This is a genomic window from Aquimarina latercula DSM 2041, from assembly GCF_000430645.1.
In the GTDB taxonomy this organism is placed as follows: domain Bacteria; phylum Bacteroidota; class Bacteroidia; order Flavobacteriales; family Flavobacteriaceae; genus Aquimarina; species Aquimarina latercula.
Genome location: NZ_AUMK01000018.1, coordinates 38549 through 59516, shown reverse-complemented (window position 1 = coordinate 59516; position 20968 = coordinate 38549). Strand labels below are relative to the sequence as shown.

21 protein-coding genes are annotated in these 20968 nt (G+C 32.2%); 7 read left to right on the top strand and 14 right to left on the bottom strand.

Annotated elements, in window-relative coordinates:
• Nucleotides 1–53: 53 nt before the first annotated feature.
• Both H526_RS0116385 and dnaN read right to left on the bottom strand, forming a co-directional pair.
• Nucleotides 54–581, bottom strand: a complete 528-nt coding sequence (locus H526_RS0116385; RefSeq protein WP_051336197.1) for a Crp/Fnr family transcriptional regulator — start codon at nt 579–581, stop codon at nt 54–56.
• Between the two features lie 186 nt (nt 582–767).
• Complete coding sequence (gene dnaN / locus H526_RS0116380; protein WP_027394012.1) at nt 768–1886, bottom strand: DNA polymerase III subunit beta; 1119 nt, start codon at nt 1884–1886, stop codon at nt 768–770.
• A gap of 264 nt (nt 1887–2150) precedes the next feature.
• Between dnaN and H526_RS29360 the strand changes: the two genes are divergently transcribed.
• On the top strand, nt 2151–3125 hold the full coding sequence (locus tag H526_RS29360; RefSeq protein ID WP_051336193.1) for a VPGUxxT family thioredoxin-like (seleno)protein, type 2: 975 nt from the start codon (nt 2151–2153) through the stop codon (nt 3123–3125).
• Nucleotides 3126–3205: 80 nt separating this feature from the next.
• On the opposite strand, the gene H526_RS0116370 is transcribed toward H526_RS29360, so the two are convergent.
• Complete coding sequence (locus H526_RS0116370; RefSeq protein WP_027394011.1) at nt 3206–3775, bottom strand: DUF1572 family protein; 570 nt, start codon at nt 3773–3775, stop codon at nt 3206–3208.
• Between the two features lie 232 nt (nt 3776–4007).
• Here H526_RS0116370 and H526_RS0116365 point away from each other — a divergent pair, with 232 nt between their 5' ends.
• Entirely contained in the window at nt 4008–4220 is a 213-nt protein-coding gene (locus tag H526_RS0116365; RefSeq protein ID WP_027394010.1) for a hypothetical protein, read from the top strand.
• A gap of 70 nt (nt 4221–4290) precedes the next feature.
• On the opposite strand, the gene gldG is transcribed toward H526_RS0116365, so the two are convergent.
• From gldG to H526_RS0116350, 3 genes are all read right to left on the bottom strand, one after another.
• Nucleotides 4291–6690: a gliding motility-associated ABC transporter substrate-binding protein GldG gene (gene gldG / locus H526_RS0116360; protein WP_027394009.1), complete on the bottom strand. Its 2400-nt coding sequence runs from the start codon at nt 6688–6690 to the stop codon at nt 4291–4293.
• Between the two features lie 88 nt (nt 6691–6778).
• Nucleotides 6779–7063, bottom strand: coding sequence for a putative quinol monooxygenase (locus H526_RS0116355; RefSeq protein ID WP_027394008.1), 285 nt, complete (start codon nt 7061–7063; stop codon nt 6779–6781).
• A gap of 38 nt (nt 7064–7101) precedes the next feature.
• Nucleotides 7102–7932 carry an SAM hydrolase/SAM-dependent halogenase family protein gene (locus tag H526_RS0116350; protein WP_027394007.1) on the bottom strand — a complete coding sequence of 277 codons (831 nt, stop codon included), beginning with the start codon at nt 7930–7932 and terminating at the stop codon, nt 7102–7104.
• A 282-nt stretch (nt 7933–8214) separates the two neighbouring features.
• Here H526_RS0116350 and H526_RS0116345 point away from each other — a divergent pair, with 282 nt between their 5' ends.
• Complete coding sequence (locus H526_RS0116345; RefSeq protein ID WP_027394006.1) at nt 8215–9171, top strand: PhoH family protein; 957 nt, start codon at nt 8215–8217, stop codon at nt 9169–9171.
• Between the two features lie 46 nt (nt 9172–9217).
• Complete coding sequence (locus tag H526_RS0116340) at nt 9218–10168, top strand: phosphoribosylaminoimidazolesuccinocarboxamide synthase (protein ID WP_027394005.1); 951 nt, start codon at nt 9218–9220, stop codon at nt 10166–10168.
• An 89-nt stretch (nt 10169–10257) separates the two neighbouring features.
• On the opposite strand, the gene H526_RS0116335 is transcribed toward H526_RS0116340, so the two are convergent.
• The 5 genes from H526_RS0116335 to H526_RS29355 form a co-directional block, all read right to left on the bottom strand.
• Nucleotides 10258–10677, bottom strand: a complete 420-nt coding sequence (locus H526_RS0116335; protein WP_027394004.1) for a DUF4174 domain-containing protein — start codon at nt 10675–10677, stop codon at nt 10258–10260.
• Between the two features lie 127 nt (nt 10678–10804).
• Entirely contained in the window at nt 10805–11920 is a 1116-nt protein-coding gene (leuB, locus tag H526_RS0116330) for a 3-isopropylmalate dehydrogenase (protein ID WP_027394003.1), read from the bottom strand.
• Between the two features lie 64 nt (nt 11921–11984).
• The gene (leuD, locus tag H526_RS0116325; RefSeq protein WP_027394002.1) at nt 11985–12572 is read right to left on the bottom strand and encodes a 3-isopropylmalate dehydratase small subunit; all 588 of its coding nucleotides are present in this window, start codon (nt 12570–12572) and stop codon (nt 11985–11987) included.
• Between the two features lie 4 nt (nt 12573–12576).
• Nucleotides 12577–13959, bottom strand: coding sequence for a 3-isopropylmalate dehydratase large subunit (gene leuC / locus H526_RS0116320; RefSeq protein WP_027394001.1), 1383 nt, complete (start codon nt 13957–13959; stop codon nt 12577–12579).
• A 35-nt stretch (nt 13960–13994) separates the two neighbouring features.
• Nucleotides 13995–15167, bottom strand: a complete 1173-nt coding sequence (locus tag H526_RS29355) for a 2-isopropylmalate synthase (RefSeq protein WP_081415642.1) — start codon at nt 15165–15167, stop codon at nt 13995–13997.
• Nucleotides 15168–15360: 193 nt separating this feature from the next.
• Here H526_RS29355 and H526_RS0116310 point away from each other — a divergent pair, with 193 nt between their 5' ends.
• Nucleotides 15361–16905 carry a hypothetical protein gene (locus H526_RS0116310; RefSeq protein ID WP_027394000.1) on the top strand — a complete coding sequence of 515 codons (1545 nt, stop codon included), beginning with the start codon at nt 15361–15363 and terminating at the stop codon, nt 16903–16905.
• A gap of 11 nt (nt 16906–16916) precedes the next feature.
• Entirely contained in the window at nt 16917–17777 is an 861-nt protein-coding gene (locus H526_RS0116305) for a DMT family transporter (RefSeq protein WP_027393999.1), read from the top strand.
• Between the two features lie 33 nt (nt 17778–17810).
• On the opposite strand, the gene H526_RS0116300 is transcribed toward H526_RS0116305, so the two are convergent.
• The 3 genes from H526_RS0116300 to panB form a co-directional block, all read right to left on the bottom strand.
• Complete coding sequence (locus H526_RS0116300) at nt 17811–18686, bottom strand: hypothetical protein (RefSeq protein WP_027393998.1); 876 nt, start codon at nt 18684–18686, stop codon at nt 17811–17813.
• A 104-nt stretch (nt 18687–18790) separates the two neighbouring features.
• Nucleotides 18791–19489, bottom strand: coding sequence for an RluA family pseudouridine synthase (locus H526_RS0116295; RefSeq protein ID WP_027393997.1), 699 nt, complete (start codon nt 19487–19489; stop codon nt 18791–18793).
• A 35-nt stretch (nt 19490–19524) separates the two neighbouring features.
• Entirely contained in the window at nt 19525–20343 is an 819-nt protein-coding gene (gene panB, locus H526_RS0116290; RefSeq protein WP_027393996.1) for a 3-methyl-2-oxobutanoate hydroxymethyltransferase, read from the bottom strand.
• Between the two features lie 157 nt (nt 20344–20500).
• Here panB and H526_RS0116285 point away from each other — a divergent pair, with 157 nt between their 5' ends.
• Nucleotides 20501–20968, top strand: a complete 468-nt coding sequence (locus H526_RS0116285) for a nuclear transport factor 2 family protein (RefSeq protein ID WP_027393995.1) — start codon at nt 20501–20503, stop codon at nt 20966–20968.

Below are 20968 nucleotides of genomic sequence, written 5' to 3'. Positions count from 1 at the left end.
CAAAATTAGAGTATCAGAAAAACCAAAAAAATGATCTATGGTAAGAAAAGTATTTATTTTTTGGCAATCTCTTTTCGAATTCTACTAAGACTTTCTGATGTTATTCCTAAATAAGAAGCAATATGATAGTTCTTTACTAATTGCTCGATATTAGGATATGTATTTACGAATTCGATATATTGTTCTTTTGCTGTTTTTGATAAATCTCCGATGATTCTCTTTTGAAAGGAACCGATATACGATTCAGTTTTTATTCTAAAGTAACGCTCTATTCCAGGGACCAAATCAAAAATTTCTTTCATATCATCTCTAGAGAGTCTTAAAACTGTAGCATCCTGAATACATTCAATTTGAAGAATTGCTTTTTCTTTCTTGAAAAATGCAGTATAATCACTAATCCACCAGTCTTTTATTGCAAATTGTATGGTATGTTCCTTTGCTGATGTATCTGTAAAAAAAGATCTTAAACAACCGCTTTCTACATAGTATTGATAAAAAGTGGTATCATTTGGATGCAATAAAGTTTCTCCTTTATTTATGGTTGTTTTTTTAAGCTTTTTACTGATAATACTTTTATGCATTTCGCTCAATGTTAAACCCTGAAAAATTTCTTGGAGATGCATATGGTATAGGTTCTAAATACGTTTTTTACTACTGTAAAAATATTAAAAAAGAATAAGCTTTATGAGCTAGGTATATACAAAATAAAAGAGTCTGACTATAAATGATAATCAGACTCTTTTTATGTTGTTTTTAGGTAATATGTACTAGTTGTTTAGCATTACGGGCATTACAAGCATGGTAACGCTTTCACCTTCATCTAATCCATCAGTAGGAGTTAAAATTCCGGCTCTGTTAGGTAATGACATTTCTAGCTGTACATCATCTGCATTAAGATTATTCAACATTTCACTTAAGAAACGAGAATTGAAACCAATCTGCATATCATCTCCTTGATAATCACAAGTAAGACGTTCTTCGGCTTTGTTAGAATAGTCAATATCTTCTGCTGAGATATTTAATTCTGCACCTGCTATTTTTAATCTTATTTGATGTGTAGTTTTGTTTGAGAAAATAGAAACCCTACGTACAGAATTTAAAAATTGAGTACGCGCAATTGTTAATTTATTTGGGTTTTCTTTAGGGATTACTGCTTCGTAATTAGGATACTTACCATCGATCAATCTACAGATTAACTCTGTATCTTCGAATGTGAATTTAGCATTAGACTCATTGTATTCTATTAATACTTCTGTATCACTACCAGCTAAGATACCTTTTAAAAGGTTTAAAGGTTTTTTAGGCATAATAAATTCAGCAGATTGAGATGCTTTTACATCTTCACGAGAGTATTTTACTAATTTATGCGCATCCGTAGCCACAAACGTCAAACTTTCTGTAGAGAACTGAAAAAATACTCCACTCATAACCGGTCTAAGATCATCATTACCAGTAGCAAAAATAGTTTTGCTAATCGCAGTAGCTAAAATATCTCCTAATAATGTTGTAGAACTTGGATCTTCTAATTCTACAGCTTTCGGAAATTCTTCTCCATCTGCATATGCCAATGCATATTTACCGTGATTAGAACTGATTTCTATAGTATTATTATCTCCTGCAACGAAAGTAAGTGGTTGCTCAGGAAACGTTTTTAAAGTTTCTAATAATAATTTTGCTGGTACTGCAATAATTCCTTCATCTGATGACTCAACTTCTAGTTTAGCAGACATAGTAGTCTCCAAATCAGATGCTGAAACTGTCAAGGAGTTATTATCTAATTCAAATAAGAAGTTATCTAGGATAGGTAGTGTGTTACTATTATTGATAACTCCACCTAATACTTGAAGTTGTTTTAATAAATACGAACTGGAAACTATGAATTTCACCCGTTTAATTTTTTTAGATTAGTACTGTTTTTACAGTAGCCATATATTAATGGCTAACGCAAATATAATTGTAATCTACAAGGATTTCATTATGCCAAAAACGTTAGTTATTAACAAACAGCTAGGAGTTATTGACTATGCTCGATGAGATGTAGATATTACCTTGAATATCTTATAAGATGATTCTTCAAAATAAACCATCGTTTAGTGTTAGTTTTTACTGTAAATATCGACGTATTAAGCAAAAATTTACCTTTAATACTTATGAAATCCAAGATCCAATTTATACTATGTCTGTTACTTACAAGTAACCTTCTTTTGGCTCAGAAAACAACTGATCCTTATAATCAAAATGAAGAATTAGGAAAAGTACGATGGTTGCGGGATTATGATACTGCAATAGCGCTCGCTAAAAAGGAAAATAAAGATGTGTTGATTTTATTTCAGGAAGTCCCAGGTTGTAGTACTTGCAGAAATTATGGGCATAATGTTTTAAGTCATCCTCTTATGGTGGAGGCCATAGAAAATTCATTTATACCTTTAGCTATATTTAATAACAAAGGAGGAAAAGATGCACAAATACTTCGTAGGTATAATGAACCTAGCTGGAACAATCCCGTAGTTCGTATTGTTGATAGTAATGGAGATGATGTAATAAAACGCATAGGAAATGACTATTCTGCATTGCGTTTGTGTGAAAGTATGCAACAAGCTATTGAAGAAAAAGGGCAAAAAATTCCTAAATATATCAATTTATTAGCACAAGAATTATCTGTAAAGAAAGCACATAAAGCTTACTATAAAATGTCGTGTTTTTGGTCTGGTGAGAAAGAGTTAGGTAAATTAACAGATGTATTAAATACGGAATCAGGTTTTATAAATTATAGCGAAGTGGTAGAAGTTACCTATGATCCTAAAGAATTGACCAAGAAAGAATTAGATACATATGCAACATCTAATGGGATGATCTTAATTGATAATCAACAATCGTATCAATCTTCATCAAAGGATATACATTACTATCTACAACAAACAAAGTTCAAATATATACCGTTGACCACGATTCAGCAAACGAAAATTAATAGTGCTTTGGGTGATGGTAAGCCTACATTACATTTCTTAAGTCCTACTCAGTTAAAATGGTTTAAAGCGATTAAAAATAATACAGATGAGGTATTGTTTCATATAAGTTTTGCTAAAGCCTGGACCGAAAAAAGCAAAGGAAAAGGAGCTATCTAATACTTGTTATAGTCTGGTAGTTTTATGAAAGGGAGATTTATAATATCACTTTTATCTTGAGGATACGATATTGTTTAAATTTATTCACCTTTCATCAACTTATCTGTATAATGTATTTTATGTTTTGGTTGGGCAAAACGTTTTGTATTATAAGATTTAGAAGCTCCTTTAGCAATAGATAATGATTTCCAAGGCTGCGTGCTAATCATTTTTCCTATAAATACGATTTGACCAATATGATAAGAATAATGAGCAAGTTGTCTATTGATTGCCTCTGTAATGGTATGCTCAATATTTCGTATATATATTGTTTGATCGAAATTGGTTTCATTAATAGTGTCTAAGGCATTAAAAAGACATTGCCATCCCTCGTTCCATTTGATTAATAATTCTTCTTTAGATCTTATGTCATTTTCAAACTCTTTATCACGCTCTCTCCATTTTTTTTCTCCATCAGAGGTTAGAAAATCTGTCCAGCGAGATTTCATATTACCCCAAAGATGTTTCACAATAATTGCAATACTATTGCTGTCTTCATTATGCTGCCAAAACAAATTTTCATCAGAAACTTGATCAATTGTTTTTTCCCCTAGAGATTTGTAGTACAGGAACTGTTTTTTGATTCCTGATATATATATAATAGTATCCATTGTTCTTATTTAATGATTAGAATATAATAAATTTTGAGCATATAGGTTTATAATGCTATATCATATTTTTGATAAATAACGGTATAAAAAAAGGCAGGATGGTTAGTGGTGATTTTAGTTAAATAACAGATTTATAACACTTTATTTATTTTTTAGATTGTAGTTTTAAAGGGAAAAATTATGTTAATTTTAAAATTAATGTAGTGCAGTTTAAAATCTTAAAACCTTTATTATGAAAAAAATGATGAATTCAATTTCTGGAATTAAAACATTACCTAAATCTTCTCAAAAAGAAATCAAAGGAGGAATGCCTATTTTGTCTGATTGCCAAAGAGGATGTTACAGATTTTATCTTGTAGATATTGATGGAATCAATTGTGCAGTTCCAAGTCCTAGTGGAGCAGTTTGTTTTGGTACTGTACAAAATGGACAGTGCTGTATTTAATTGATTAAATTAGTTGTTTTGATCAGAAAGCTCTTAACAAAGGGTTTTCTGATCGATTTAAAATGTAGCACTATTTTTGATACTTTCTTTTTCTAAGAAAAGAAAACCCAACTCCAAATAGCCCTAAAATTATTAGTGGAACCACGATGTTGATTATCTGCCAAAAACTTCTAGTTGCTACTACTTTTTCTATATTTAAGAAGGCAATGTTTATTTCTTTACCTCTTACTTGGGTTAGTCCAGAATCATCTAGTAAATAGTTAACGGTGTTTAATAAAAACTCCTTATTTCCGTATTGCAGATTTAAATAGGGGTCATATCCTAAGGTGATTGGCCTTCCTTTTCTAATGCCATTTTTAATCACATCACCATCCGCAATTACCACCATTTTCGTTTCGATACTTGTATCTTTTCCATCAATAATTTTAAATGGCTTTACACGATCTTTATATGCAGATTTAAAACTTCCCTCTAACAAGACAGCCAAGTTATGATTTCCTTCGGTATAACCAGTAATATCTGGTTTTTGCCCGATAATATTGTCAAGTCTTATTTCTGTTGGTATTCCTTCTAATTTTGATCTTTCAGAACTGGTTAATAATATGGTCTTAGTTAGATCATTTTTTAAAGTATCTATTTGGTTCGAAAATTCAAACTTCACAGATTCTATGTTTTTAACAATAGGATGATTTCCGCTGTTTTTTGTTAACGAAGCATAAAACCATGGATGTGGAGTAAATTGAGTATCATTTCCTTGGCCAGAGGCAAGCATTAATGGAGCAGAGTAGAGGTCATTTACTATAACCGGATTAATTCTTACTCCATAAGAAAATAATGCATCTCCAAGTTTTAAATCTTGCATAAATGCTACAGCCGATCCTTGAGATTGAGGTGTAAATAAGCTGTCAATCTCCATGCCAACTGATTCTACTAGCCACAGCGATTTTCCACCGTTCATAATAAACTGATCTAATACATATTTTTCTTTTTCAGAAAATGGTTTTGTTGGTTTTGCATTAATTACGAGATCAAACTTTTGTAAATCTTGTAATGTTTTTTCGGGATTGGAAGCAACCGAATCTAAAGTAAAGGCCCCAACAAAATAATACTCCTGAAGCGTTTTTACAAAATCTGCTATTTTTACATCAGGTAATTGTCCATTCCCCTTTATTACGGCAATTTTATGTTTTTTGGGATGGATTAGCTTTTTTAGAGCATCAGCAAAAACATATTCTAATTGTTGAATAGAGTTGTTGACTCTTTCTTCGGTAGTGGCTCCAATTGTATTTTTTACCAAAGCTACTTTAACACTTCGATTTTGATAATTCATAATGGCCCAAGGAACAACAGTTTCAATTTCGGTTTTCCCGCTTTCTTGGACACTAACTTCCATAGGAGTCAATCCTAATCTTTGTAATTCCTCTAAGGTCTCTTTTCTAAATTCTTCTTCCTCTATTGGGTTTGTAAAAACATACTGGATATTAGAGTTTATAGCATTAAACTCTTCTAGAATTTGTTTAGTTTCTCCTTGTAGCTTTCTAAATTCTGATGGAAAATCACCTTCTAATAAAACGTCTATAGAAATTGGGACTTCTGCTTCTTTTAGCAAGTTTTCGGTTGCTTCAGACAGCGTAAAACGATTATCTACTGTTAGATCAAAACGATTATACAAAGAATTTCCTCCTATGTTAAGTATAATAACTGCAATGGCAGCAAAAGAGGCAAATTTTAGAATAGTTTTTAAAGGATATTGTCGTAGTATAATGGTTGTGAGAAATACGAAAAATCCAATAATACTGATAAAATACACAATATCTCTTGTATCTATAATCCCTTGACTAATACGCTCGTAATGTAATTGAATTCCGATTTGTTCGATAGTGTAATCCGTAGCTCCAAGCAATTGGTAGTCTGCTAATCCATTAAATCCAAAATAAAACAGAAAGCATAAAAATACACCTACTAAGAATGCTACAATCTGATTGTTTGTTATGGAAGATGAAAACGTCCCTATAGCCGTATAAGCGCCGCAGAGTAATAAAAGAGCAATATAAGATCCTATCGTACTACCAATATCTATATTCCCTATTGGATTTCCCAACTGATGTACTGTGATTACATATAGTAAACTGGGGATTAGAGCAATAATAATGAGTAAAAGACTTCCAAAATATTTTCCCAAAACTATCTGCCAGCCTGGGAGCGGTTTTGTTATTAGAAGTTCTAAGGTCCCTTGTTTTCTTTCTTCTGCAATACTTCTCATGGTTATTGCAGGAATCAAAAACAACAAAATCCAAGGAGCAATCAGAAAAAATGGCGAAAGGTCTGCAAAACCACTATCCAAAATATTAAACTGCCCTTTAAATACCCATAAAAAAAGTCCATTAAGAACTAAAAATATACCTATTACTAAATACCCTACAGAGGAGGCAAAAAATGTATTGATTTCTTTTCTTATAACTGCAAGCATATTTTTGTATTGTCGTTTTTTATGAATTAGTTTACGGTGAAAATAAGAATTTAGTAGACTCTTTTTACCAAAGGTAGAAAGATACTATCTATATTTCTTGAACACTCCAAGCTTCTGGTTTTTGGTTAAACTTATTTTTGGTATTTGCCCAAACACCTTTAAATAACGAAGAGTTTCTGTAGTTATTGAGATGTTCTTCAGATTCCCAATGACTGTAGGTGAAAAATTGATTGGTTTTATGGATATCTCTTATTAGTTTTAAGTGTGTGCATCCTTCAAAACTTCGAATTTTATCCTTGTTTTGATGGAAATTCTCCAAAAAAGCATCGATTTGTTCTGGAATGAAACCTAATTTCACGATTCTTATGATCATTGTTATTTTAGTATTTTAAAATTTAAAAGAATTATGGATCATTCAAAAGTAATACTTACTGTATCTCGAAAGTGCAATCCAAACAGACTTGAGGCACCTCCTACAGTTTTTGGGTTACTTTTATAAATTGCTAATTCTAAATATCCAGATGAATTAAATACAGCTAATTTTTTTCCATCTTCTTCGCGTTTGCTTTTTTCTATATTGAAATTTATGGCATCACTATAGCGTTCATATATTGTACTAAATACAGCACTTCTTGCTGTAATTTTAAACGCTCTTCCTTTACCTATATCATCGAACAATTTGCGGGTAATATTTGTAATTAAGTTCCCGTAATTATCAATATATATTATGCTTCCTACGATCTGCTTATCACCAAGATTTACAATAGGAGTGATTCCTTTAATTAGTTTAATATCAGAAATAGATTTCCCAATAACCTCTAGTGTTCCCCCACGTGCAATATGACAAGCCACAGCAACAAAAACATCTAATACAGGGAAATTGGTTCCAATAGCATCATGTATATTTATCTCTACTATTTTCTCGGGTCTAAATTCTGAAGCAATTAATGAAATCAAACCGTTATTAGCACAGATGAAATAATGATCATCTAGTTGTACTGCAATATGTTTGTTCTCTGGATTAAGTTCGCTATCGATACCAACGATATGAATACTTCCTTTCGGGAAGCTTTTATAAGCGTTTTGAATAATGTAAGCAGCTTCAGTAATATGAAATGGTGAGATTTCGTGAGAAATATCAACAATTGTAGCTTCAGGTAATTCCGTATAGATAGCACCTTTAACCGCAGACACAAAGTGATCTTTGATTCCGAAATCAGTAGTTAAAGTTATTATTGGCATCTATAAGAATTGTTAATATCTTTTAATTATAAGCGCTTAAAAATATGTAAATTTGCTATGAAGTTATTCAAAGTTTTTTTGAATCTAGAAATCAACCAATAAAAACATATGAGTTTATCATTTTAGACCACTAATATTCTTTATGATCTTTAACAAAATCCAACTTGTAATACGTTTTTCATTTTTGATTCCCCGACAAAAACTTCAAACAATCCCAATAGCTATTGGGAGCACAAACTTAGTCAATCCAAAAAACAAATCATACTAAAATTTCTATAGCTTTTGAACGAACTTATTATTGAACTGACAGAAATCAATCCACGGGAGTTTTTCGGACTTCAGAATAGTAATATCCAATTATTGAAAAAATACTTTCCTAAGTTAAAAATTGTAGCTAGAGGAAGTAAAATGAAAGTATATGGTGATGAGGAGATGCTCGAGGAATTCGATGCACGCCTTAATATGCTTTTGGAACATTTTGGAAAATACAACAAACTTGATGAGAATGTTATAGAACGTGTACTTACTAGTGATACTAAGGCCGATTATGAAACTTCTGCTGTTAGTGGAGAAACACTGGTTCACGGAGTAGGAGGTAAGGCGATTAAAGCGCAGACAGCAAATCAGCGTAAGTTGGTGGAGTTGACATATAAAAATGATATGGTTTTTGCTATTGGACCTGCAGGAACTGGTAAAACATATACAGGTGTTGCTTTAGCTGTGAAAGCATTGAAAGAAAAACAAGTAAAGAGAATCATACTTACACGCCCTGCTGTAGAAGCGGGAGAGAATTTAGGATTTCTGCCAGGAGATTTACAGGAAAAATTGGATCCGTATATGCAGCCACTATATGATGCATTACGTGATATGATCTCTCCAGAAAAACTAGAAAGTTTTATAGAAAAAGGAGTAATACAAATTGCTCCGATGGCATTTATGCGAGGACGTACTTTGGATAATGCGTTTGTAATTCTAGATGAAGCACAAAATACCACGCATGCTCAAATGAAAATGTTCTTGACCCGTATGGGTAAAAATGCAAAATTTATGATTACCGGTGATCCTGGACAGATTGATTTACCGCGTAGAGTAACATCTGGTCTAAAAGAAGCATTATTAGTGTTAAAAGGAGTTTCAGGAATTGGAGTAATACACTTAGATGATAAAGACGTGATCCGTCATAAATTGGTAAAAAAGGTGATTGCGGCATATAAAGAAATAGAAAACAGAAACGATTAAGTACTTCATACTAGAGAGATACTACTCTAAAAAATAAAATATTAAAGTGAATACGATTACAGATACAAATTATAGTTTTCCTGGACAGAAATCTGTTTATAAAGGAAAAGTAAGAGAAGTATACAATATAAATGATGATCTGTTGGTAATGATTGCTACAGATCGTTTATCTGCATTTGATGTAGTAATGCCAAAAGGAATTCCTTTTAAAGGACAAATACTGAATCAGATTGCTACTCAGATGATGAAGGCTACAGAAGATTTAGTACCTAACTGGTTAATCGCTACTCCAGACCCTAATGTAGCTGTAGGACATCTTTGTGATCCTTTTAAGGTAGAGATGGTGATTAGAGGATACCAATCTGGTCACGCTGCTAGGGAATATAAGGCTGGTAAAAGAATGTTATGCGGTGCTCCTATGCCTGATGGGATGAAGGAAAATGATAAGTTTCCTGAGTCTATTATTACGCCATCAACCAAAGCTGATAATGGAGAACATGATGAAGACATCTCTAGAGAAGAAATTTTAGCAAAAGGCATTGTTTCTGAAGAGGATTACATAGTACTTGAGGATTATACTAGAAAATTATTTCAAAGAGGAACAGAGATTGCTGCAGAAAGAGGATTGATTTTGGTAGACACTAAATATGAATTTGGAAAAACGAAAGATGGAAAAATAGTCTTGATAGATGAAATCCATACTCCGGATTCTTCGCGTTATTTTTATGCAGAAGGATATGAAGAAAGACAGCAAAAAGGAGAAGCTCAAAAACAATTATCCAAAGAGTTTGTAAGACAATGGTTAATCAGTAATGGTTTCCAGGGAAAAGAAGGACAACAAATTCCTGATATGAGCAATGAGTACATCAATTCTGTGTCAGATCGTTATATTGAGTTATTCGAGAATATAACAGGAACTTCTTTTGAAAAAGCGGATGTTTCTAATATTGATAGTAGGATAGAAGAGAATGTGTTAGCGTATTTGAAGACTGTTTAATTTGTGCAGCTAAGTTAAAAATTATCGCAGAACGTGAGCATATGTCATTCCAGACTTGATCTGGAATCTATGGTAATAGGAATGTATGCTTAATTCTTAGTTCTTAATTCTTGTCTACGCATTGGCATTTGATCGATTTGGTCAAAAATTTGTGTAGATAATAATACCTTGTTTGACTTTAATTTTATACCGCCATCTAATCCAAGTAGAATAATTTTAAAGTCTTCGTTAGATGGATTATACTCCTTGTAAACAGCATTGCTTTTGGTTGATGTGTTTTTATCTATTCCTGTTTGATAGGAGGTAGGTGTTATCTGATATACTATTAGTTTTCTATCCTGTAGATTTTTCGATTTGTTTTTAAATTCCTTTAGTTGTTTAACTAATTTGGGGTTTTTATAGGAATCTGCTAAAACTAAAATCAAGCGATCCTCCCATCGATGTTTATCAAGATCTTGAGAGAAAGATAGAATTGGTAATAGAAGTAAAAGAAATACTATGTTTTTCATGAATATAAGATATGAAAAATATAGACTTCATATAGTTAGAATACTATTAGAAAGGTATTGCCATAAAAAAACAAAAAGCAACCAGATGAAACCACCTGATTGCTTTTTAAAAAATATATAACTAATATTATATGATCGTAGATTGTCCTACGTGTATATTTTCAAAATTGATATTAGAATCTTCTGGATTTAGTATGTAATCATAAATAAAGTCTCCAACTTTTTCGGTTGTTAAAGGATTCAGACTATTAAGATCAGGAGTGGTAATGTTAAGCTCTAGTGCCTTTTCTACAGCTTCTTTTATTGCGTTAGCTTCGTCCATAAGATCAAAATGCTCCAATAACATAGCTGCAGAAAGAATTGCCGCGATTGGATTAGCAATTCCTTTTCCTGTTGCTTGTGGATACGATCCATGAATCGGTTCGAACATACAACAAGTGTCTCCAACAGATGCAGATGCTAATAAGCCAATAGAACCTCCAATTACACTGGCCTCATCAGAGATAATATCTCCAAACATATTTTCTGTCAAAATTACATCGAATTGGCTAGGATTTAGGATCATTTGCATAGCAGCATTATCTACGAATAAGAAATCTAAATCTACATCAGTATATTCTTTTGCAATTTCTGTAACTACTTTCCTCCATAGACGAGAAGATTCCAGTACATTAGCTTTATCTACTAAGGTTAATTTTTTTCTTCTCTTTTGGGCTGCTTTAAACGCCAGATGAGAGATGCGTTCAATTTCTTCCTTGGAGTACTCACATAAATCTGAAGCAACTGTTCCTTCTTCATTTAGCTGCTTTTTTCCAAAATAGATACCACCAGTAAGCTCTCGGTATATCGAAATATCAGTACCTTCTATTATTTCTCTTTTAAGAGGAGACTTGTCTAACAGAGTTTCATATGCTTTTACCGGACGTATATTTGCATATAAACCTAATTCTTTTCGTAATCTCAATAATCCTTGTTCTGGGCGTACAGGAGCACTGGGATCATTATCATATTTGGGGTCTCCAATAGCACCAAAAAGTACTGCATCGGTGTCTGCACAGAGTTGTAGTGTTTTATCTGGTAATGGATTGCCAGTTTTATCGATAGCTATAGCTCCAACTAAAGCATCTTTAAAAGTAAATAAATGATCAAAACGATGCGCAATGGCTTCCATTGCTTTTACGGCTTGACCAGTAACTTCTGGTCCAATTCCGTCTCCTGATAATACAGCAATTTCTAGTTTCATAAGTAGTATGTTATATCATAATAAGCTTTATAATTTTATATGCCCTAATTATGATCTTTGTATATTATAATCTTGCTTTTTCGAAAGCTTCTATTTCTGATTGGTTACTAATTAAGAAATCAATGTCGTCATAGCCATTCATCAAGCACATTTTTTTATAATTATTAATTTCAAAATTTGCTGAAGATCCTGAAGAAAGAATCGTAATTTTCTGTTCTTCTAAGTCTACTTCAATAGACGTAGAAGGATCTTTTTTGATTTCTGAAAATAGTTCCTGAAGATATTCTGGCGATACCTGAACAGGTAATAGTCCATTGTTTAGTGAATTTCCCTTAAATATATCAGCAAAAAAACTGGATACAACCACTTTTATTCCATAATCATGAATAGCCCAAGCTGCATGTTCTCTACTAGAGCCGCAACCAAAGTTATCGCCCGCTACTAGAATACTACCAGAGTAATTGGTGTTATTTAGTGCAAAATCGGTATTAATACTTCCGTTTTTATGAAAACGCCAATCTCTAAAAAGGTTTTCTCCAAAACCTTCTCGATCCGTTGCTTTAAGAAAACGAGCAGGAATGATTTGGTCAGTATCTACATTTTCTATAAACAATGGTATTGCAGTGGATGTGAGTTTGATAAACTTATCCATAATTTTAATTTAGGTGTTTAGTGATATCAATAATTTTTCCTTCAACTGCTGTCGCGGCGGCAATTAATGGACTTGCAAGAATTGTTCTAGCTCCTTGTCCCTGACGACCCTCAAAATTTCTATTAGATGTAGAAACACAATATGCTCCTTCAGGTATTTTATCGTCGTTCATCGCTAAGCAAGCAGAGCATCCAGGTTGTCTTAGTTTAAATCCGGCTTCTTCAAAAATATCGTGTAATCCTTCATCAACAATTTGAGAAGCTACTTGTTGTGATCCTGGTACCAACCATGCTGTTACACTTTCTGCTTTTTTCTTACCTTTAATATAGTTAGCTACTACTCTAAAATCTTCAATTCTACTGTTTGTACAGCTTCCTATAAAAACGTAATTAATTTGTTGATTGATTAAAGATTGTCCTTTTTCAAAATTCATATATGCTAATGATTTTTCGAAAGAAGCGTTGTTTTCTGAAGGTATATTTTCTGTAACCTTAATTCCCATTCCAGGGTTGGTTCCATAGGTAATCATAGGTTCTATATCAGCTGCATCAAAATGGTATTCTTTATCAAAAATAGCACCTTGATCTGTAGGTAGTGTTTTCCAATACGCTACTTTTTTGTCATATGCATCTCCTTTTGGAGCGAACTCACGTCCTTTCACATATTCGAAAGTAGTCTCATCAGGAGCAATCATACCTCCACGAGCTCCCATTTCGATACTCATGTTACATACGGTCATGCGACCTTCCATCGACATCTCTTCAAATACATTACCTGCATATTCGCAGAAATATCCGGTACCAGCATTAGTTCCTAGTTTCGCAATTATGTACAGTATAACATCTTTTGGTAGTACACCAGATCGTAATTTTCCATTTACGCTTACTCTAAGGCTTTTAGGTTTTTGTAGTAATAAACATTGACTAGCAAATACTTGGGCTACCTGGCTGGTTCCTATTCCGAAGGCAATAGAACCAAATGCACCGTGGGTAGAGGTGTGGCTATCACCACAAACCATAGTCATGCCTGGTTGTGTAATACCAAGTTCTGGAGCCATTACGTGAACAATTCCATTATACTTATGTCCAAGACCATAAAGAGTGATATTGTTTTTCTCACAATTCTTTGTGAGTTGCTCTAGCTGATTTCGGGATAACGGATCTTTTATGGGTAGATGCTGATCTACGGTTGGTGTATTATGATCAGCAGTTGCAACGACTTGATTAGGTCTTAAAACAGGAATTCCACGCTGTTCAAGTTCATTAAATGCTTGTGGACTTGTAACTTCGTGGATAAGATGTTGGTCTATATAAAGTATTTGAGGGCCATTCTCTACTTCTTTGACGACGTGAGCGTCCCAAACTTTATCAAATAATGTCTTCTTCATATGTTATGTTATTCTGGAAGTAATCAGAAAAAAAATTATGCTACTGCGACAGCTTCTACTTGAACAGTTTTCATAATTTCATGAATATCATCATTAATCACTTCTTTCTTTCTATCGGCATAGTTTAAGAATTCTTTGTACACTTGATCTAGTTGAAGTTTTGTTAATTCGTATCCAATTTTTTTCGCTCTATAGGCCAATGCCGCTCTACCACTTCTAGCAGTAAGTACAATGGCAGATTCCGTAACTCCAACTTCTGCAGGATCAATAATTTCGTATGTTTCACGGTTTTTAATAACTCCATCTTGATGTATTCCTGAGCTATGTGCAAAAGCATTTGCTCCAACGATAGCTTTGTTTGGTTGTACCATCATTCCCATACTTTCAGAAACCATTAAACTAGTGTCGTATAATAATCTAGAGTTGATATCGGTATTAAGGTGTAAATATGGATGTTGTTTCATAATCATTACCACTTCTTCTAGAGCAGTATTTCCTGCACGCTCTCCAATACCATTAATAGTACATTCTATTTGTCTAGCACCATTGATAGCTCCGGCAATAGAATTAGCTGTTGCCAACCCAAGATCATTATGACAGTGACAAGAAATAATAACGTTATCAATACCTTTTACATTTTCTTTTAAATATTTTATTTTTTCACCATATTCTTCTGGTAGGCAATAACCTGTTGTATCAGGAATATTAAGTACTGTTGCTCCAGCTTTGATCATAGCTTCACAAACTTTGGCTAAAAACTCATTATCTGTACGACCGGCATCTTCTGCATAAAACTCCACATCTTCAACAAAAGATTTAGCATATTTTACTGCGGCAATTCCTCGTTCAATTACCTTGTCTTGAGTGGAATTAAATTTGTATTTAATATGTGATTCTGATGTTCCAATTCCTGTATGAATCCTTGGTCTTTTTGCATATTTCAGAGCTTCTGCTGCCACTTTAATGTCATTTTCTACGGCTCTTGTTAATCCACAAACAGTTGCGTTTTTTACAATTTTTGCAATTTCATTTACAGAAGTGAAATCCCCTGGACTGGAAACTGGAAACCCAGCTTCTATTACATCAACTCCTAGAAGATCCAATCGCTCCGCAATCACTAACTTCTGTTTCGTATTTAATTTACAACCAGGGACCTGTTCTCCGTCTCTTAACGTGGTGTCAAAAATTTGGACTTTATTATCGCTCATAGGAATTATGTGAATTGTTAATTTTGATAATTTCTTTTGAAAATATATTCTAAGATGTTTTAGTATTCTCTTACGAATTTATATTTTGGTTATTCAAAAAGAAGGGATTTAGCTACATGTTTTACAATGTTGAAATGTTTTTAAATAAACTTAACTCTTTTTTAATCAGTTAATTACAATATATTTTCTTACAATGACTAATGATCAAAAAGATCCTTTGTTTGTTTTAGTGAAGTCACTATCTAAGTCCGAAAAACGACAGTTTAAGGTATATGTTGGCAGGCTTGGTGTAAATACAGATTCTAAATTTTTAGCGCTTTTTAATCATTTAGATAAGAGTGAAACTTTAGACGAAGAATTAATTGTGGCTAAAGGGATTGTAAAAAAACAACAACTATCTAATCTTAAAGCGCATTTATATAAACAAATTTTGATCAGCCTTAGATTAAGCCCATTGCATCAGAATGTTAGGTCACAAATAAGAGAACAACTTGATTTTGCTACTATTTTATATCATAAAGGATTGTATAAACAAAGTTTAAAGATTTTAGATAAAGCAAAAACTTTAGCAAAAGAAAACGAAGAGAATAATATTGCCTATGAAATAGTAGAATTAGAAAAGGTAATAGAAACTCAGTATATAACAAGAAGTATCAATAGTCGTGCAGATGAGTTAACCATAGAAGCAAAGATGTTGAGCATGAAAAACGTGCTTACAAGTCGATTGTCTAATCTGTCACTTCAGTTGTATGGTTTGATGATAAAAAGCGGATATGTGCGAAATGATAAGGAACATAATGTAATTACTAATTATTTCGAAAGTAAATTGCCTAAGTACGATTGGAATATTTTAGGTTTTAGAGAAAAACTATGGTTATATAAAGCTCATTTGTGGTATAGTTTTATGGTTCAAGATTTTTTGTCTTGTTATAAATATTCTAAAAAATGGGTTGATCTTTTCTATGAAAACCCAAAAATGATCATTCTTAATCCGGTATTTTTTCTTAGAGGAAATCATTATTTGTTGGAGTCCTTATATCTTATTCAGGATAAAACACAATTAAAATTGACGTTGAGTAAGTTTGAAAAAACTATTAAATCAGATGATTTTCCGATAGATGATAATATTGAAGTACTTTCATTTCAATTTATTTATAATAATAGATTAAATGTACATTTTCTGGAAGGTACTTTTGATGAAGGAGAGTATTTAGTTACTGAGATTTTAGATGGTATCACCGAGTATAAAAATCGTTTGGATGATCATCATATTATGGTTTTATATTATAAAATAGGTTGTTTGTATTTTGGGATGGCAGATCATCGTAAGTGCATAGAATATCTGAGCAAGATCATTAATAATAAGTCACTAAAGATGCGTGAGGATTTAATGTGTTTTGCTAGAGTATTAAGTCTTGTGGCTCATTACGAGGCAGGTATGGATTATCATTTAGAAACCCAGTTAAAAGAAACCTACAGATTTTTAATTAAAATGGATGATCTTTATGAGGTACAAAAGGAGATGATTAAATTTCTGAAAAACCTTGGAGATATATTTCCACATCAAATTAAGGATGAGTTTAGAAAACTCCATAAAACTCTAAAACAATATGAGGATCATCCTTACGAAAAAAGAGCATTTTTGTATTTAGATATTTTATCTTGGCTGGAGAGCAATATCGAAAGTAGACCAGTTGCAGATATTATTAAAGAAAAATCAAAAAAGTTAGTTCGCTAACTATATATTTTATGCCAAAAAATTCTCATCATCTACGTAATATTTTAGAATTAAACCTCGCCATGCTTTTTATAAGCACTTCTGGTGCATTGGGCAGGTATATTGATATGCCAGTTCCAGTAACTATTGCCTTTAGAGCTATTTTGGCTGGAGTTATACTGTTTTTGTTTTGCAAATGGAAAAAAATATCTTTTGGAATCGCTTCTTCTGATCGATTTACAATTATTATCGGAGGTGTATTGATGGGGTTGCACTGGATTACATATTTCTATGCTCTAAAAATGTCTAATGTTGCTATCGGTATGTTATCTTTATTTACATACCCTGTAATTACTTCGTTTTTAGAACCAATACTTTTGAAGACTAAATTTCAGAAAATGCATTTGGTTTTAGGAGCTTTAGTGTTATTAGGAATTTATTTTTTAGTTCCAAATTTTAGTTTAGATAACTCTTATGCCCAAGCCGTTGGGTTTGGAGTAGTATCTGCATTATGCTATGCACTACGTAACTTAATCATGAAAACTAAAGTAAGTAATTATCATGGTTCCGTGCTAATGTGGTATCAACTTGTTATTATTAGTATTATGTTATTGCCAACACTCTTTATAATGGATAGTTCAGCGATTGTAACACAGTGGCCTTGGACATTAGTACTAGCAATTCTTACTACAGCAATTGGTCATACACTATTTTTGTTTAGTTTAAAGCGTTTTTCTGCAACAACAGCGAGTATTATAAGTAGTATACAGCCAGTATATGGTATTATTATAGGCATAATTTTTCTTAAAGAAATACCTGTTTTAACAACAATTATTGGTGGGATGTTAATTCTAACTTCAGTGGTAATTGAGAGTGTGAGATCATATAAATAAATCATTTAACTCGTAAATATGTGTTATCACGAATTATAATTTTTTTATTCGACTAGTTTTGGGGACGTATCTTGGAGCGATCCATTTTTTGTAAATAAAATATTCTAATAGGGGAGTAATTAGAATTAGAAATAATAGTATTAATAATGATTTTACCATTCCACTATATTGAGAACTAATTGCTAATGTAAACCATTCATTTAGTTTGCCTAAAACCACTTTTTCTATATCCCTATATCCTACTTCTAATAATAAATCCATTACAGTACTAAACTCCTCATACGGTAATGCTTCAGAAAAATCGATATGTCCTCTTCCTGCGGATGTTATAAATGCATACACTGTTAATTTATAAAGGTCATCACTGTAATGATTAACAATATATTTTGCTAATTTGTTTTTTGTTTTATTGAGAACAGAATTTCCCGTATTATGGTTTTTTAGATAGTTTTCGAAAATGACTGCATAATCTTGCGAACCTGATTTTGCTTGTATAGCAAGTCCTTGTATTGAAATTATAAATTTATTTTTGGCTTCTTCGGATTCAAATACTTGAGACATAGATCCTTCGTATACTTCTTGTACAATAACCGCTTTTTCGTTATCTAGTATTTTATATATACCTCTTAAAAACCCCCATTGTCCAAAGATGTATAGTATACCAATTAGCAATAATGGAATATATAACTTTACTGCCCAATTGTAATACCGCGGAGTTCTTTTTAAAATACCTTTACGCCATAATAAAATACAGTATATAGTTGCGATAATCAACCCTAGAAATAAAAATAGGATGATATTAAAAATCAAAATTCCAGAATTAGGAAGTACAATATCCCTAATAATACTCCAGATAAAATTCCAATCAATGTTTTTAAATAATTCTGATGAATATGAAACATACTCCATGTATTCTTAATTAGCAATGAAATAAAAAAATGAGTTTTCTTTTGCCTATTAGTATAATAATTATTGGAAATGTTACTACGAATAAAATATAAGTAAAAATACCGTTAAAAACAGTCATTCCATATAGAATCCAATGGAGGAGGAGCTATTATGGTGAGCGCTTCTTTTTTTACAGGATGTATAAATGTAAGTTTTCTTGCATGTAAATGGATACTACCATCTTTATTGCTTCGATCTGCTCCATATTTTAAATCTCCTTTAATTACAGATCCAATATATGATAGTTGAGATCTTATTTGATGATGTCTACCAGTATGAAGGTCGATTTCTAAAAGACAATAGTTGTTTAGTTTTTTTATGATTGCATAGTCTAAAATAGCTTTTTTGCTATCCGTTACCTCATTTTTATGAGCATATGATTTATTTTGTTTAGGATTACGTTTCAACCAGTGTATAAGCCTATCATTTTCTTTTGGAGGAGGTTTTTTTACAATTGCCCAATATGTTTTTTTAGCTTCCTTATTAGCAAAAAGTTTATTAAGTCTTGGTAATGCTTTACTTGTTCTTGCAAATACTACAATTCCACTTGTTGGTCTATCAAGTCTATGAACTACGCCTAAATAAACAGCACCTGGTTTATGATACTTTTCAGCAATATATTCCTTAACCACTTCACTTAGAGGTTTATCTCCTGTTTTATCTCCTTGCACAATATCTCCAGCTCTCTTATTAACGATAATCAGGTGATTATCCTCATAAAGAACCTGAAGATTAGTTTTGTTAGAAATTATTTTTTGAGACAATTTTCTTAGGGAATAAAACTATTTTCGACTAACAACTAATACTGTTCATTATCATTAGGGAAGTCTAACGATTTTACATCAGAAACATATTTTTGAAATGCATTTGTCATTTCTGTATATAAATCTAAGTAACGTCTTAAGAAACGAGGGTTGAACTCGTGAGTCATTCCAAGCATATCATGGGTAACCAATACTTGGCCATCTACTCCATTTCCAGCACCAATACCAATAACAGGGATGGTAAGGCTTTCTGCAACTTCTTTTGCCAATTTTGCAGGTACTTTTTCTAATACCAGTGCAAAACACCCTGCTTTTTCAAGCATTAAAGCATCTTCTTTAAGTTTTTTGGCTTCTTCTTCTTCTTTGGCACGAACAGTATAAGTACCAAACTTATAAATAGATTGTGGTGTTAACCCTAAATGTCCCATTACAGGAATACCTGCGTTTAAAATTCTCTTAATCGATTCTTTTACCTCTTTTCCACCTTCAAGTTTTACTGCGTGTCCTCCTGATTCCTTCATAATTCTTATTGCAGAACGCAACGCTTCTTTAGGGTCACTTTGGTAACTACCAAAAGGTAAATCTACCACGATTAATGCTCTGTGTATTGCTCTGATAACAGAAGATGCATGATAGATCATTTGGTCTAACGTAATAGGTAATGTTGTTTCGTGACCAGCCATAACATTAGATGCAGAGTCACCTACTAAAATTACATCAACTCCAGCGCCATCTACAATTTTTGCCATCGTATAGTCATATGCAGTAAGCATTGAAATTTTTTCTTTATTGGCTTTCATCTCGACTAGAGATTTTACAGTAACACGCTTGTAATCCTTTTTTGCTGTAGACATTTTATAAGTTAATTTAGTGTCGTAAAAGTAATCAATTAGAAAGATCGTAACAAGAGTATATTATTTTTGATTTAAATTTATTTAAAAGAAGTATTACTTATATTTTTAATAGAATAATTAAAAGCCTAATTTTAGGTAAATTAAAGTTTGATTTGTTATGTGTAGATTCTTAATTATATGTCTTTTGTTAATTTCTGGTAATGTTGCTTTTTCACAGAAAGAATTAAATACGAATCATAAAAATGCGAAACAAGCTGTATTAGATTTTTTTGAAGGATTTCATAAAGGAGACACTTCTATGATTAGAAAAACGATATCTCCAAGTATTGCTATGCAAACAATTGTTAGAACAAAAGAAGGCAAAACAAAGGCTATTAATACTGATATGAGTAAGTTCTTAGCGGTTATACATAATAGACCAAAAGATCAAAAGTGGTTAGAAAAATTGTTGGACTTTAGGATTGATGCTGATGCACATATTGCGCAGATCTGGACTCCTTATGAATTTTATGTAAATGATCAGTTTAGTCATTGCGGAGTTAATATTTTCCAATTATTTAATGATGGAGATACCTGGAAAATAATAGCTATAGCAGATACTCGAAAAAAAGAAGGTTGTAAATAA